The following is a 13,604-nucleotide window of genomic DNA, read 5'->3' on the forward strand; positions in this document are numbered from 1 at the left end:
ACTATAGTCTGGACACATGTCCAGAGAGAAGATTCCGACTCTGGCCGCGGTGAATTAGCCATGCGAATTGCCCTGCTTTCATACCGAAGCAAGACGCATTGTGGTGGGCAGGGCGTCTACGTCCGCCATCTGAGTCGCGGTCTCGTAGAGCTTGGCCACGACGTCGAGGTCTTCTCCGGCCAGCCCTATCCCGAGGGTCTCGACCCCCGGGTGCGCCTTACCAAGGTGCCGAGTCTCGACCTCTACCGCGAGCCCGATCCGTTCCGCGTCCCGCGGCCCAGCGAGATCCACGACCGCATCGATCTGCTCGAACTGCTGGCGACGTGGACGGCTGCATTCCCCGAGCCCAAGACCTTCTGCCTGCGCGTGGCACGGATCCTGGCCGAACGTCGCGGGGAGTTCGACGTCGTCCACGACAACCAGAGCCTGGGCGACGGTCTGCTGACGATCGCCGACCTCGGCCTGCCCGTCGTGGCGACGGTGCACCACCCGATCACGCGCGACCGCGTGCTCGACGTCGCCGCCGCGAAGTGGTGGCGAAAGCCGTTGGTGCGCAGGTGGTATGGCTTCGCCGAGATGCAGAAGCAGGTGGCGCGCCAAATTCCGGAGCTGCTGACCGTGTCATCCTCCTCTGCGGTCGACATCGCCGAGGACTTCGCCGTCGAGCCCGATCAACTGCACGTGGTGCCCCTCGGTGTGAACACGGAGTTGTTCCGGCCCAGCGAGCACCGCGTGCGCAACCGCATCATCGCGATCGCCAGCGCGGACGTTCCGCTCAAGGGTGTCAGTCACCTGCTGCATGCGGTCGCTCGGTTGCGGGTCGAGCGCGACCTCGACGTGCAGCTGGTCTCGAAGCTCGAGCCCAACGGCCCGACCGAGAAGCTGATCGCCGAGCTCGGCATCTCCGACATCGTGCACAGCTCGAGCGGACTGAGCGACAGGGAACTGGCCGATCTGCTGGCCAGTTCCGAGGTCGCCTGCATCCCCTCGCTGTACGAGGGCTTCTCGCTCCCGGCCGTCGAAGCGATGGCCAGTGGTACGCCGATCGTCGCCAGCCGGGCGGGGGCGCTGCCGGAAGTCGTCGGCGACGACGACGTGTGCGCGCGCCTCGTCCGTCCCGGCGACGTGGACGACCTGACCAGGGTGCTGGGTGAGCTGCTGGACTCACCGCTGGAGTTGCGTCGGCTCGGGGCCAACGGCCGGAAGCGGGCCGTCGACGTATTCAGTTGGGAATCCGTTGCCGCACAGACGGTTACGGTGTATGAACGGGCGATGAAACGGGTGAAGGCATGCTGACGGTCGACTTCGACAAGCTTGGCGTCGGCGCAGGCAGCAGTGTCATCGACGTGGGTTGCGGCGCGGGCAGGCACTCCTTCGAGGCGTTTCGCCGAGGTGCCGACGTCATCGCGTTCGACCAAGACGTCGCCGAACTCAACAACGTCGACGCGATCCTGCAGGCCATGCAGGAACAGGGCGAGGCGCCCACTTCTGCGAAGGCCGAGGCCGTCAAGGGCGACGCGCTCGACCTGCCCTACGACGACGGCAGCTTCGACTTCGTGATCGCCTCCGAGATCCTCGAGCACGTCCCCGCGGACGACCGCGCGATCGGCGAATTGATCCGCGTGCTCAAACCCGGCGGACGATTGGCCGTCACCGTGCCACGCTGGCTGCCCGAGAAGGTGTGCTGGGCGCTGTCGGATGAATACCACGCCAACGAGGGTGGCCACATCCGGATCTACCGCGCCGACGAACTGCGCGACAAGATCACGGCCCGCGGGCTGCAGTTCGACCACCGCCATCACGCGCACGCGCTGCACGCGCCCTTCTGGTGGCTGAAATGCGCTGTTGGCATTGACAAGCCGGATCATCCGTTGGTGGCGGCGTATCACAGGATGCTGGTCTGGGACATGATGTCGCGGCCGTGGTTGACCCGCAATGCGGAGTCGCTGCTCAACCCGTTGATCGGAAAGAGCGTCGCACTGTATTTCGAAAAGCCACCCACTTCCCCAACCCTGGCAACCTGAATGCTGCGGCGTCACGAAATCCCGGGTGTAGCAGGCATCTTGACGCCGGACCAGTGCCGGCAAACAGCTGAGTCGATTGCCGCCACGCAGGAGTCGTCGGGGGCGTTGCCGTGGTTCTCCGGCGGTCACACCGACCCGTGGGATCACGTCGAGAACGCCATGGCGCTGACGGTGGCGGGGCTGTGGGAGGAGGCGCGGGCCGCCTTCGACTGGTGTCGCACGGTACAGCGAGCCGACGGGTCGATGCCGATCCAGATGCGCAGCGGCGTGCTCGAGGATGGCAACAGCGATAGCAATTTCTGCGCCTACGTGGCCACCGGCGTATGGCATCACGTGCTCGTCACCGGCGATCGTGGCTTCGCCGAAGCCATGTGGCCGGTCGTCAGCCGAGCCATCGACTTCGTGCTGACACTGCAGCTCGATGGTGGCGAAATCGCTTGGGCGCGAAGTGATTCCGGTATCCTCCCCGAGGCGCTGCTGACCGGTTGCGCCAGCATCTATCACAGCATCCGGTGCGCGCTGGCCCTGGCGAACTACATGGGCGAATCACAACCCGAGTGGGAGGTCGCCGTCGGGAGCCTGGGCCATGCGATCGTCGAGCATCCGGAGTCGTTCAACCTCAAGGACGACCACGCGATGGAGTGGTACTACCCGGTGCTCGGTGGTGCCCTACGCGGACCTGCCGCCACGGCGCGCATCGACGATCGGTGGGAGCGCTTCGTCGTGCCCGGTCTGGGCATCCGCTGCGTCGACCACCGGCCGTGGGTGACGGGCGCCGAGACGTGCGAGCTGGTGATGGCCCTGGACGCCATCGGCGACACCGGGAGGGCGCGCGAGCAGTTCGCCGCCATGCACCATCTGCGCGAGCACGACGGCTCGTACTGGACGGGGCTGGTCTTCGCCGACGGCAAGCGTTGGCCGGTGGAGCGCACCACCTGGACCGGCGCGGCGATGATCCTCGCGGCGGACGCCCTGTCATCGACCACCGCGGCCAGCGGAATCTTCCGCGCCGACGAACTCCCGCGCGGCCTGGAGGGCCAGTTCGACTGCGCCTGTGCGGCCAGCGGCCGCTGACGAGGAGTCTGTCAGTAGGCTCGATCGTGGTGGTGAAACCCGTTGCCGCCGCTGCGCTTTGCCTGATACATCGCGTTGTCGGCCGCACCGATCAGGTATTCCAGCAGTGGTTTGTGCTGTCGGGCCGGGACGCCGTCGAGTGGAGCACAGGCAGTGCCGACGCTCGCGGTGACCGAGATCGGCAACTCGGCGATCGCCTCGCAGATCCGGTTGGCGAGCGGAGCGGCGTCCCCGGTCCTGGACGTGTCGGCGACGATGAACTCCTCCCCACCGCTGCGGGCGATGACCGCGGTGTCGTGCGTGCTCGCGCGCAGGGCGCTCGCCACCTCCACCAGCACGCGATCGCCGACCAGATGACCGTGACTGTCGTTGATGTTCTTGAAGTCGTCCAGGTCGATGACGGCCACCAGAATGAACATGTCTGGCGACGGTCGGGCCACGAGCAGACCGAGCACCTCCAGGTGGAACGCCCTCCGGTTGCAGAGATTGGTCAGCGGATCCAGGTGGGCGTGCACGAGGTCATTGCCCAACGCGCGGATCACCACCTGGATGGCGAGTGGCAACGCGATGTTGACCTGCAGGACCAGGAACAGGTCGACGCCGGCGAGCGCGACATGTCCCTGCTCCGCCATCCGCACCGCCGCGTAGACGGCGACGACGGCCGCGACGGCGAAGTTGTAGACGACGAACTTCGAGGTGTGGAAGAAAGCGATGTAACCGCCTGAGGTCGCGAACGCGATGCAGCCGACGAGCGAGGCCATCGGATCCGGGTACGCCAGGCAGGCCAGGGCGATCGAGGCGTTGGTGACGAGGGCGAAGGCCACCGATTGCTGGGGCGTCGGCCATCGCAGCGTCCACAGGATCGCACCGGCTACCCCGCCTATGAAGGCCATGCCCATCATGGCCACCGGGAGGTGCGCCCGCGGCCCGTCCGAGCCGGCCAGAAGCGCCACCAGACACGCCGCGAGCGATCCCGCGATGGATGCCATCATGGTCCGCGTGGCGCCACTCATACCGCGTGCACCGAGGTAGCCGCTCAGCCAGTCGTAGTGGCTGGGCTGCAGCCACCATCGAGTGAATGCTCCCGCCACGTGCGCTCCCCGGTGTTGGTGAGCAGATTATGCCCGACTGTTACTTCGCCGATGAGCGGATTAGCTGTCAGCCTAACGATGAGCAGGAAGGGAGCCGATGAGCATGCACGAGTCCAAGGGGCGCAACCTGTGGGAGCTGTGGACGTGCGGGCGCCGAGGGCACGTCACCTACGCGCCCGACGACGACGCCCTCGCCGAGCGGCTCAGCGGCACCACCGGGCTTGGTGAGGTGTGGCGCTGCCTGCGTTGCGGCGACTTCACCGTGGGCCCGCCGCACGGCAGGGGGGCCGCGGAGGACGCACCGTTGGTGATGCGCGGCAAGGCTCTGCGCCAAGCGATCATCCTGCGTGCGCTTGCCGTGGAACGCTGGTTTCGCGCCGTGCTGATCGCGTTCGCTGCGGCGGCGGTATGGAAGTTCCGCGGCGCGCAGGGATCGATCCAGGCCGCGTTCGACCGCGATCTGCCGCTGCTGCGCACCTCCGGGCTCAAGGTCGACGAGATGACGGTGATCCACGAACTGGAGAAGGCGTTGACCGCCAAGCCGTCCACCCTGGTATTGCTGGCGCTCGCGCTGGTCGTCTACGCGGTGCTAGAACTCGTCGAAGGCATCGGACTGTGGCTGCTCACCCGCTGGGGCGAGTACTTCGCGGTCATCGCGACCTCGATCTTCCTCCCGCTGGAGCTGTACGACCTGAGTCGAGGTATCACCACGACCCGCATACTGACGCTGGCGATCAACGTGGCCGCCGTGATCTATCTCCTGATCTCGAAGCGGCTGTTCGGACTTCGCGGCGGTCGCGCGGCGTATGACGCCGAACGTCGTGGCGAGCAGCTCCTCGACGTCGAGAGGGCCGCCGCGGGTTAGTCCAGGGCGTCGCCGGGGGTGCCTGTCGTGCGCTCGAGGATCCGCATGGAGCCCATCGCCGACACCTCGCGGAACGCGCCGGTGTCCAGCGCGCGCCGGTACACCCGGTAGGGAGCCTGCCCGCCGTCGTCGGGGTTGGGGAACACGTCATGGATCACCAGTGCGCCGCCGACCGCGACCCACCGCGCCCAGCCGTCGAAGTCCTGCTGCGCGGCGGCGTCGGTGTGCCCACCGTCGATGAACAACAGCTGCAACGGAGTTCGCCACGATCGTGCCACCAGTGACGACTTGCCGACGATGGCGACGACGTTCTCGTCGAGTCCCGCGGCGTCGAGGGTGTGCCGCAGTGTCGGCAGGGTGTCGAAGAGGCCCGTCACCTCGTCCACCATCGAGGTGTCGTGGTATTCCCAGCCCGCCTGGTGTTCCTCGGACCCGTGGTGGTGGTCGATCGTGAAGAGCACCGCGCCGGTCTGCTGAGCCGCGGCACCCAGCATCACCGTCGACTTGCCGCAGTACGTCCCGATCTCGACGCCCACGCCGTCGTGCAGGTACGCGATCGCCGCGTCGTAGAGGGCGCGGCCCTCGTCGGCGGGCATGAACCCGATGACCTGCTCGGCGAGTTCGAAGAGGCGCGCGGCGGAGGGTGGCAGGGCAGTCTCGGTTGAGCTCATGACGGCCAACCTACCGTTGCCGGTGGATGCCAGTTGTAGTAGCGTCCGGACACGTGTCCGATCCGGCTCGGGAGTCGACTCGGCGCCGTCTGACCGCAAAGCAGGCCGACACCGTGGAACGCCTCGGTCGAGCCGCCGTCGACATCCTGCACCGGGATGGATTCGCCGGCCTCACCGTGCGTCGCGTCGCCGCCGAGGCGGGCGTGGGAGCCGCCACCGCCTACACCTACTTCTCGTCGAAGGAACACCTCGTCGCCGAGGTGTTCTGGCGCAGGCTCGCCGGAGCGCCACCGGTTCCCCACGAGTCCGACGATCGGGCGACCCGCGTCATCGACGTCCTGCAGCACATCTCGCTCCTGGTCGCCGACGAGCCGGAGTTCGCCGGAGCCGTGACCACCGCGCTGCTCGGCCGCGATCCCGACGTCGAGGCGCTGCGTCAGAGGATCGGCCTCGACATCAGGGCGCGGTTGGTCGCGGCGCTGGGCCCGGAGGTCGACGAGGACGTCATCGACTCGCTGGAGATGCTGTACTCCGGCGCGCTGGTGCGGGCGGGGATGGGCTACGCCTCCTACGAGGAGATCGTGCAGCGCTTGGAGAAGTCGGCGCGCCTCATCCTGCACTAGGCAGGCCGAGGAGGGCGCGCGCCGCGGTGACCGCGGGCTCGACGACACCCCGGACGTCTCGGTCGTCCTCCACGAGGAGTGCGGTGAGCTCGCGGAGTCCGCCCAGCAGGATGAGGGCGAGCTGTCGCGAAATCGGCTGCAGCCCAGCGTCGACGAACCCGGGACTGGTACTGATGTCGACGAGCATGTCGGTGAGGTGTTGCATCGCAAGCCGATTCAGCGGTCGGGCCAGATCGCCCAGCGCGGGTGCCTCGCGAATCCAGCTCAACGTCATGGCGGGCCGTGACTCGATGTGCTCGACGTAGGCCTCGACCGCGGCGCGTACCTGGTCATCGGGTGCGGCCTCGGCGTCGACTGCCGTCGTGATGCGGGCGATCATGTCGTCGTTGTTGGCCGACAACAGTTCGATGAAGCACTCCTCCTTGCTGGCGAACTCGTCGTAGAAGGTGCGCTTGGAGGTCTTGGCGCTACGGACGACGTCGGCGACGGTGGTCGCACGGTAGCCACGCTCGGCGATGGAACCGGCGAGGCCGTCGAGGAGGCGGCGCCGGAATGCGGTGGCACCCGCGGCCTCCGTGGTGTCCGCGTCCGCGGCAGGAGGCCCGCTGCTCAACTCGACGTCCGTCCTCCGAACCTTGCGCAAATCCGGTACTAGGCGGTACCGTACTACACGACGGCCCGGTACGGCGTAGTACCACGACAGTCTGGAGTGCTCGATGAGCGAAACGACGATCGCAGGACCATCTCGCGGATCCGCGGTGGACGGCGCCGCTGCCGTGCACATGCCGCCGCGGTCAGGCCTGCCCAGCGTCGTCGAGGCGGCCGGGTTCGTGCTGTCGCGCCGCCGCATGGTCGAGCACATGACGCGTCGCCACGGCGGGGTCTTCCGCCTCAAGGTGCCGGTGTTCGGCAACATGGTGACCGTTGCCGACCCGCAGATCGCCAAGCAGCTGTTCGCCGCCAACACCGATGACGTCGGCAACATCCAGCCGAACCTGAGTCGCATCCTCGGTTCGGGTTCGGTGTTCGCGCTCGACGGCTCGGAGCACAAGCGGCGTCGCAAGCTGCTCACGCCGCCGTTCCACGGCAAGAGCATCAAGAACTACGAGGTGATCTTCGAAGAGGAGACGCTGCGGGAATCGGCGTCATGGCCCGAGGGGCAGCAGTTCGAGTCGCTCGAGCCCATGATGCGGATCACGCTGAACGCCATCCTGCGCGCCGTGTTCGGTGCCGACGGCGAGCAGTTGGACGACCTGCGGCGGATCATCCCACCGTGGGTGACCCTTGGCTCGAAACTAGCCGTGCTGCCGTCACCGTCGCGCACCTACGGGCGTCTGAGCCCGTGGGGCCGGCTCGCGGCCTACCGGCGCGACTACGACGCGATCGTCGACCGGCTGATCGACACGGTCAAGGCCGACCCCCACTTCGACGACCGGGATGACGTCCTGACGCTGCTGCTGCAAAGCTCCTACGAGGACGGCTCGGCGATGTCGCGCCGTGACATCGCCGACGAACTGCTGACCCTGCTGGCGGCCGGACACGAGACGACCGCCGCCACGCTGGCCTGGGTGCTGGAGCGGGTCTCGAGGCATCCGGAAGTGTTGCGCCTCCTCGAATCCGAAGCCGCGACCGAGGGCAACGAGTACCGCCAGGCCACGATCCTCGAGACGCAGCGGGCGCGCACCGTCATCGACTTCGCCGGGCGGCACGTGTATGCGCCGACGTTCGAATTGGGTGAGTGGGTGATCCCCCGGGGGTACTCGATCTTCGTCGCGATCGACCACATCCATTCCCGCGCAGAGGATTTCGACGACCCGAAACGCTTCGACCCGCAACGCTTCATGGGCAAGCGGCCGTCGGTCTCGGCGTTCATCCCGTTCGGTGGCGGTACCCGCCGCTGTGTGGGAGCGGCGTTCGCCAATGTGGAGATGGACGTCGTCCTACGAACGGTGTTGCGCCACTTCGCGATCGAGACGACGACCGCACCCGACGAGAAGGTCCACTCACGCGGAGTGGCCTACACGCCGAAGGCCGGCGGGCGCGTGGTGCTGCACCGTCGGCCGACGCCGCTCGCCTAGCCCCCAGCCCCCAGCGCGAGCAGACGCAAAAGGCCCTGAATCGCGGGGATTCAGGGCCCTTTGTGTCTGCTCGCGGAGGGGGTGGGGCTACTGCGAGGCGGTCTCGCGCCTCGGCAGCTTCCAGCCCGCCCGCGGGAAGTGGCAGGTGTATCCGTTGGGGAACTTCTCCAGGTAGTCCTGGTGCTCTGGCTCGGCCTGCCAGAAGTCGACCGCCGGAGTCACCTCCGTGACGACCTTGCCGGGCCACAGACCCGAGGCATCCACGTCGGCGATGGTGTCCAAGGCGACGGCCTTCTGGTCGTCATCGGAGTAGAAGATCGCCGACCGGTAGCTGCTCCCGACGTCGTTGCCCTGGCGGTCCTTCGTCGTCGGATCGTGGATCTGGAAGAAGAACTCGAGCAGCGCGCGATAGTCGGTCTGCGCCGGGTCATAGGTGATCTCGATGGCCTCGGCGTGCCCCGGATGGTTGCGGTAGTTGGGGTTGGCGTTCTTGCCGCCGGTGTAGCCGACGCGCGTCGACACGACACCGGGTTGCTTGCGGATCAGATCCTGCATGCCCCAGAAGCAGCCGCCTGCCAGGATCGCGGTCTTGGTAGTCATGCCTGTGCCTCCTGAATTGGTGAAGAGCGTCGTGTACTCGCCGTAACCCTCGGCTTCGAGGTCGTCGAGATGGATGAATCTCAGAGAAGCGGAGTTGATGCAGTAGCGCAACCCTCCTGCCTCCCGCGGGCCGTCCTTGAACACGTGCCCGAGATGGCTGTCGCCATTGTTCGAGCGGACCTCGGTACGCAGCATCAGGTGGCTGAAGTCGCGCTTCTCGACGACGTGGGCCGTGCCGTTCGGCTCACGAATGGGCTGAGTGAAACTCGGCCAGCCCGACCCGCTCTCGAACTTGTCGGTGGAGGCGAACAGGGGCTCACCGGATACCACGTCGACGTAGATACCGGGCTCGTGGTTGTCCCAGTACTCGCCGGTGAACGGCCGCTCGGTGCCGTTCTTCTGGGTCACCTGGTACTGCTCCGGCGAGAGGGCGTTCACTGCCGCTGGGTTCTTGTCGTAGGTCTTCGCCACGTGTCCTCCTAGGGGTTGACACTCCTACAACCTCAGGCGGTGTTGCGTTAGTTCCCGGTACGGACCTCGTCGACCACCGTCATGATCTCGTCAGCAATGGCCCGAGGTTCGTACAGCATCTGGTTGTGGCCGGTGCCCGGAATCACGACGTTCGTCGTGCCGAGGGCCGCGGCCAGCATGTCGTTCGACTGACGGATCTGCGCCTGGGTGTAGTTGTCCGGCTTCAGCGTCGACGGCGCCGGGAACTTCTCCGCGCTCAGCACGATCGCCGGCACGCGAGGCAAGGGTGGGGCGTCGGCGATGGCCGCGAAGGCGTCCTCGGCCAGGATCGCCTCGTCGCCGGCGGGGCCCGCGCGGCCGTCGGCGTCGAACGCCGCGTCCTTTTCGGGCGTTCCGATGCCCCAGATGAACTCCGAGGTGGGTTCAGAGAACACCAGCCCGCTGACCAGGTCCGGGTGCTGGCGCGCGAGCAGGTCGAGGATCAGTCCGCCGTAGGAATGCGCGACGAACACCATCGGCGTCGGAAGCTGCGCGGCGTCGACGAGGCGGACCACGTCGTCGACGTCGGATTGCAGGGTGTGCGGCTGCGGCACCGGCGTGGACAGCTCGGTGCCGTCGGGCCGGGTGTTGGGCCGGTCGTAGACGCAGATCCGCGTCGTCTGGGCCACGATCGGTTGGGCGGACTCCGGGTCGAGCGCTAACTGCGCCTGGTCGATGACGTCGTAGGGCGACGAGCGGATCGGGTCATCGGGCGGAACGGCCGCATTCCAGGCTTCGGCGTAGCTGCCCTTGCCCGGGATGACGAACACGGTGGGTGAGCCAGGAGGGGCGTTGCCCTGGCAGTTCAGATAGAGGCTGCGGCCGCCGCCGATGTCGACGAGCCCCGCGACGTCGTCCGCCGAGGCGCTGGGGGCCGTGACCAACGCCATGTTGAAGGCGAGGGCCATACCGACTGCCATCGCTGGCAAGACGTTCATCCAGGGAGGATACGGCGGCTCGACAAACTCAGGTAGAACGTGTTCTAGTTCTGGGTGTGACGGGCACCACCTTCGGCCGCGACGAGCTGACCGCGGCATTCGCCGGCTTCGAGGCCACGGTGGCCCGGGCCGCCCAGACGCGCGACTGGGATCCCTGGGTTGACCAGTACACCGACGACATCACCTACGTCGAGCACGCGGCGGGCACGATGCACGGGCGCGAGCAGGTACGCCCCTGGATCTGGAAGACGATGGAGAACTTCCCCGGCAGCTACATGACGTCGTTCCCATCGCTGTGGACGGTGATCGACGAGGCCACCAACCGCGTGCTCTGCGAGCTGGACAACCCCATGCGCGACCCCGGCGACGGGACGATCATCAGCGCCACCAACATCTCGATCGTCACCTACGCCGGCGACGGCAAGTGGTGTCGGCAGGAAGACGTCTACAACCCACTGCGGTTCGTGTCGGCGACGGTGAAGTGGTGCAAGAAGGCCGAGGAGCTGGGCACGCTGCCCGACGAGGCCGCCGCGTGGATGCGCCGGTTCGGGGGCGGTTCGTGACCGCGCTGGTGATCGGCGGCAACGGCTACCTCGGGTCGCACGTCACCCGGCAGCTGGTCGCCGACGGGCAGGACGTTCGCGTGATGGTGCGGGCCGGCGCCAACACCGTCGGAATCGACGACCTGGACGTCACGCGGTTCATCGGTGACATCTGGGACGACGCCGTGCTGCGCGAGGCGATGACGGGCTGCGACGTCGTCTACTACTGCGTCGTGGACACCCGCGGGTGGCTGAAGGACCCCGCTCCGCTCTTCCGCACCAACGTCGAGGGCACCCGCAACGTGCTCCAGATCGCGAAAGACGCTGGGCTACAGCGCTTCATCTTCACCAGCAGTTACGTGACCGTGGGACGCAAACGCGGTCGCATGGCCACCGAGGACGACGTGATCGAAGACCGGCGGCTGACGCCGTATGTCCGGTCGCGGGTCCAGGCCGAGAACCTCGTCATGCAGTACGTCCGCGATCACGGTTTGCCCGCCGTCGCGATGTGCGTGTCGACGACCTACGGCGCGGGCGACTGGGGGCGTACGCCGCACGGGGCGATCATCGCCGGAGCGGCGTTCGGCAAGTTGCCCTTCGTAATGAGTGGCATCGAGTTGGAGGCCGTTGGGATCGACGACGCCGCAAGGGCTTTGGTCCTGGCGGCACAGAAGGGACGCGTCGGCGAGCGCTACCTGATCTCGGAGAAGATGATCTCCAATGCCGAGGTGGTTCGCATCGCCGCGGATGCCGTCGGGGTGCCGCCGCCAGCGAAGTCCCTGCCGCTGGCGATGTCGTGGGCGTTCGCGGTGCTCGGCAGCGCCAAGGCGCGACTGACGGGGACCGACGAGCAGCTGTCGATTGGCTCGTTGCGGCTGATGCGCGCGGAGGCGCCGGTCGACTGCACCAAGGCCAAGCGCGAACTCGGTTGGCAGCCAGGGCCCGTCGAGGATTCGATCCGGGAGGCCGCCACGTTCTGGGTCCGGCTCCGAGACACAAAGCGCAGGAGCAAGCAGGCTGGTTGAGGAACGGGCAGGATGGTGCCCGCGCAACACCGTGCACCGCCACCGGACGGAGACTCGACTTGTCGGATCCAGGGACGGCGGTAACCCTCCGCGGCGTGCTGACCGCAACCGTGACGCCGCTGGCATCCATCCTGGGGTCGGGGCTCCTCATCATCGTCCCGGTGCTCGAGCGGACGCTTGGTGCCCTGGCGGTGCTGGGAGCCATCGCCGTGTCGGCCGTCGCCTGGTGGGCGGGCACCGCGATCCGGCACTGCGTGCGGGTGGTCGAGCCGCTGGACGAATCCGGCGAGCTGGACAAGGTCACCGATCGTCTCGGCTGGTTGGGCGACGCCGTGATCGTCATCGCGTACGTCATCTCGGTGGCGCTGTACCTGCGCATCATGGCGGTCTATCTGGTCGACTACGTCGTCGACGGGGGATCGCCTATCGCCCAGCGCGTAATCGCTTGCACAGCAGTGGTATTGATCGTCGCCATCGGTATCGTGCGCGGTTTCTCCGGGCTCGACAAACTCGACCGGGTCACCCTGTGCGCCGTGCTCGCCTTGACCACGGTGCTCGGCGCGACGTTGCTGCTCCACGACGGCCGTTTGCTGCTCGGGGATTCCGGGTTGACGTTCCCGCCGGTGGCCGCGATGGGTATTCTGCAGACCCTGCTGGTGCTCGGCGGCATCGTCATCACCGTGCAGGGATTCGAAACCGTGCGCTACCTCGGCGACGAGTTCAACGCCGAGACCCGCGTCTGGGCTTCACGGTTGGCCCAGGGCATCGCAGCGTCGATCTACATCGGCTTCGTGGCGGTGGCGACGCCCGTGATGGGCTTGGGCACCGATGCGGGCGTCGATGACACCTTGCTGAACATCACCGCCCGAGTCGCACCCTTCCTGGCTTTGCCGCTGGTCGTGTCGGCGGTTCTGAGCCAGTTCAGTGCGGCGGTGGCCGACACCGCCGCCGCCGACGGCGACCTGCGCCGGCTGTCCAGCGGGATGCACGGACCCCGACCGTTCCTGTTCAGCGGGGTCGCTGCCGTAGCGCTCGCCGCCACCGTGGACACCTACGTGATCGTGGCCATCGCCTCTCGGGCCTTCGCCGCGTACTACGCGATTCAGGCGGTCATCGCGCTGCGCACCACGAAGTCGGTGCCGAAGAAGCTCGGGTACGGCGCGCTCGCCGCGGTCATGTGCGCCATCACGCTGTTCGCCGAGCCAGCCGGCTGAGATCTGCCGGGTCCCGACGGATCTCGGTGCAAGGAGCGGTAGACCGCGATGAGGCCGTCCTCAGGCCTCGAGCCGGCGGCGGACGGCTGAAATCCGCTGCCGTAGTTCGCCTTCGGAGATGACTCCCCGCGCCATCAGGGAATGGGCCAACGACACCAGCTGGTTCTCCGGGTAGGGAAGCTCGGAGTACACCGTCGACGACAGCGCGTCCTCCTCGTCGCGTCGCTCCTTGAAACTCGGTGCGTTCGCCTCACACGAGGCCCGGTCCAGCGCATCGCAGAGGCCGTCGAGGCTGGTCTTCCACGGCGGCACGGGATTCTCGACGCCGTACTTCGCGGCCATCCTCGGC

The 13,604-nt window shown here is 67.3% G+C and carries 15 protein-coding genes; 9 read left to right on the forward strand and 6 right to left on the reverse strand.

Annotated features, from left to right (window positions below; translation table 11 throughout):
- The first annotated feature begins 60 nt into the window (after positions 1–60).
- Genes QUE68_RS01125 through QUE68_RS01135 form a run of 3 tightly spaced genes read left to right on the forward strand, consistent with a single transcriptional unit; the run spans position 61 to position 3,098 of the window.
- Complete coding sequence (locus QUE68_RS01125; protein WP_286275030.1) at positions 61–1,296, forward strand: glycosyltransferase family 4 protein; 1,236 nt, start codon at positions 61–63, stop codon at positions 1,294–1,296.
- Positions 1,290–2,024, forward strand: coding sequence for a class I SAM-dependent methyltransferase (locus QUE68_RS01130; RefSeq protein ID WP_286275031.1), 735 nt, complete (start codon positions 1,290–1,292; stop codon positions 2,022–2,024). The genes QUE68_RS01125 and QUE68_RS01130 overlap by 7 nt, the downstream gene beginning before the upstream one ends.
- Positions 2,025–3,098 (forward strand): glucosidase family protein, encoded by a 1,074-nt coding sequence (locus tag QUE68_RS01135; RefSeq protein ID WP_286275032.1) that lies wholly within the window; start codon positions 2,025–2,027, stop codon positions 3,096–3,098.
- An 11-nt stretch (positions 3,099–3,109) separates the two neighbouring features.
- Here the strand turns inward: QUE68_RS01135 and QUE68_RS01140 are convergent, their stop codons facing one another.
- Positions 3,110–4,189, reverse strand: a complete 1,080-nt coding sequence (locus QUE68_RS01140; protein WP_284232174.1) for a GGDEF domain-containing protein — start codon at positions 4,187–4,189, stop codon at positions 3,110–3,112.
- Between the two features lie 97 nt (positions 4,190–4,286).
- Between QUE68_RS01140 and QUE68_RS01145 the strand changes: the two genes are divergently transcribed.
- Positions 4,287–5,054, forward strand: coding sequence for a DUF2127 domain-containing protein (locus QUE68_RS01145; RefSeq protein ID WP_284232176.1), 768 nt, complete (start codon positions 4,287–4,289; stop codon positions 5,052–5,054).
- Here QUE68_RS01145 and QUE68_RS01150 read toward each other — a convergent pair.
- Positions 5,051–5,725: a class I SAM-dependent methyltransferase gene (locus QUE68_RS01150; RefSeq protein WP_284232178.1), complete on the reverse strand. Its 675-nt coding sequence runs from the start codon at positions 5,723–5,725 to the stop codon at positions 5,051–5,053. The genes QUE68_RS01145 and QUE68_RS01150 overlap by 4 nt on opposite strands.
- Before the next feature lie 53 nt (positions 5,726–5,778).
- Between QUE68_RS01150 and QUE68_RS01155 the strand changes: the two genes are divergently transcribed.
- Positions 5,779–6,348 carry a TetR family transcriptional regulator gene (locus QUE68_RS01155; protein ID WP_284232181.1) on the forward strand — a complete coding sequence of 190 codons (570 nt, stop codon included), beginning with the start codon at positions 5,779–5,781 and terminating at the stop codon, positions 6,346–6,348.
- Here QUE68_RS01155 and QUE68_RS01160 read toward each other — a convergent pair.
- On the reverse strand, positions 6,335–6,961 hold the full coding sequence (locus tag QUE68_RS01160; protein WP_284232182.1) for a TetR/AcrR family transcriptional regulator: 627 nt from the start codon (positions 6,959–6,961) through the stop codon (positions 6,335–6,337). The two genes, QUE68_RS01155 and QUE68_RS01160, sit on opposite strands and share 14 nt — an antisense overlap.
- A gap of 103 nt (positions 6,962–7,064) precedes the next feature.
- Between QUE68_RS01160 and QUE68_RS01165 the strand changes: the two genes are divergently transcribed.
- Positions 7,065–8,426: a cytochrome P450 gene (locus QUE68_RS01165; RefSeq protein ID WP_284232184.1), complete on the forward strand. Its 1,362-nt coding sequence runs from the start codon at positions 7,065–7,067 to the stop codon at positions 8,424–8,426.
- Positions 8,427–8,513: 87 nt separating this feature from the next.
- On the opposite strand, the gene QUE68_RS01170 is transcribed toward QUE68_RS01165, so the two are convergent.
- The gene (locus tag QUE68_RS01170; protein ID WP_349816652.1) at positions 8,514–9,497 is read right to left on the reverse strand and encodes a bifunctional methionine sulfoxide reductase B/A protein; all 984 of its coding nucleotides are present in this window, start codon (positions 9,495–9,497) and stop codon (positions 8,514–8,516) included.
- Between the two features lie 47 nt (positions 9,498–9,544).
- Complete coding sequence (locus QUE68_RS01175) at positions 9,545–10,474, reverse strand: alpha/beta fold hydrolase (RefSeq protein ID WP_284232185.1); 930 nt, start codon at positions 10,472–10,474, stop codon at positions 9,545–9,547.
- A 56-nt stretch (positions 10,475–10,530) separates the two neighbouring features.
- Between QUE68_RS01175 and QUE68_RS01180 the strand changes: the two genes are divergently transcribed.
- The 3 genes from QUE68_RS01180 to QUE68_RS01190 all read left to right on the forward strand — a co-directional run bounded on the left by QUE68_RS01180 (position 10,531) and on the right by QUE68_RS01190 (position 13,255).
- Positions 10,531–11,037 carry a nuclear transport factor 2 family protein gene (locus QUE68_RS01180; RefSeq protein ID WP_284232187.1) on the forward strand — a complete coding sequence of 169 codons (507 nt, stop codon included), beginning with the start codon at positions 10,531–10,533 and terminating at the stop codon, positions 11,035–11,037.
- Positions 11,034–12,041: an NAD-dependent epimerase/dehydratase family protein gene (locus QUE68_RS01185; protein ID WP_284234652.1), complete on the forward strand. Its 1,008-nt coding sequence runs from the start codon at positions 11,034–11,036 to the stop codon at positions 12,039–12,041. Before QUE68_RS01180 ends, QUE68_RS01185 begins: the two co-directional genes overlap by 4 nt.
- A 95-nt stretch (positions 12,042–12,136) precedes the next feature.
- Complete coding sequence (locus tag QUE68_RS01190) at positions 12,137–13,255, forward strand: hypothetical protein (RefSeq protein WP_284232189.1); 1,119 nt, start codon at positions 12,137–12,139, stop codon at positions 13,253–13,255.
- A gap of 60 nt (positions 13,256–13,315) precedes the next feature.
- Here QUE68_RS01190 and QUE68_RS01195 read toward each other — a convergent pair whose 3' ends face one another.
- Positions 13,316–13,597, reverse strand: a complete 282-nt coding sequence (locus QUE68_RS01195) for a thiocyanate hydrolase (RefSeq protein ID WP_284230571.1) — start codon at positions 13,595–13,597, stop codon at positions 13,316–13,318.
- Positions 13,598–13,604: the final 7 nt, after the last annotated feature.

The organism is Mycolicibacterium sp. TUM20985, assembly GCF_030295745.1.
Lineage (GTDB): Bacteria > Actinomycetota > Actinomycetes > Mycobacteriales > Mycobacteriaceae > Mycobacterium.

Bases quoted from the DNA above. Each gene is read 5' to 3' on its own strand.
- QUE68_RS01125 (WP_286275030.1), top strand. From the start codon at position 61: ATGCGAATTGCCCTGCTTTCATACCGAAGCAAGACGCATTGTGGTGGG.
- QUE68_RS01130 (WP_286275031.1), top strand. From the start codon at position 1,290: ATGCTGACGGTCGACTTCGACAAGCTTGGCGTCGGCGCAGGCAGCAGT.
- QUE68_RS01135 (WP_286275032.1), top strand. From the start codon at position 2,025: ATGCTGCGGCGTCACGAAATCCCGGGTGTAGCAGGCATCTTGACGCCG.
- QUE68_RS01145 (WP_284232176.1), top strand. From the start codon at position 4,287: ATGAGCATGCACGAGTCCAAGGGGCGCAACCTGTGGGAGCTGTGGACG.
- QUE68_RS01150 (WP_284232178.1), bottom strand. From the start codon at position 5,725: ATGAGCTCAACCGAGACTGCCCTGCCACCCTCCGCCGCGCGCCTCTTC.
- QUE68_RS01165 (WP_284232184.1), top strand. From the start codon at position 7,065: ATGAGCGAAACGACGATCGCAGGACCATCTCGCGGATCCGCGGTGGAC.
- QUE68_RS01175 (WP_284232185.1), bottom strand. From the start codon at position 10,474: ATGAACGTCTTGCCAGCGATGGCAGTCGGTATGGCCCTCGCCTTCAAC.
- QUE68_RS01195 (WP_284230571.1), bottom strand. From the start codon at position 13,597: ATGGCCGCGAAGTACGGCGTCGAGAATCCCGTGCCGCCGTGGAAGACC.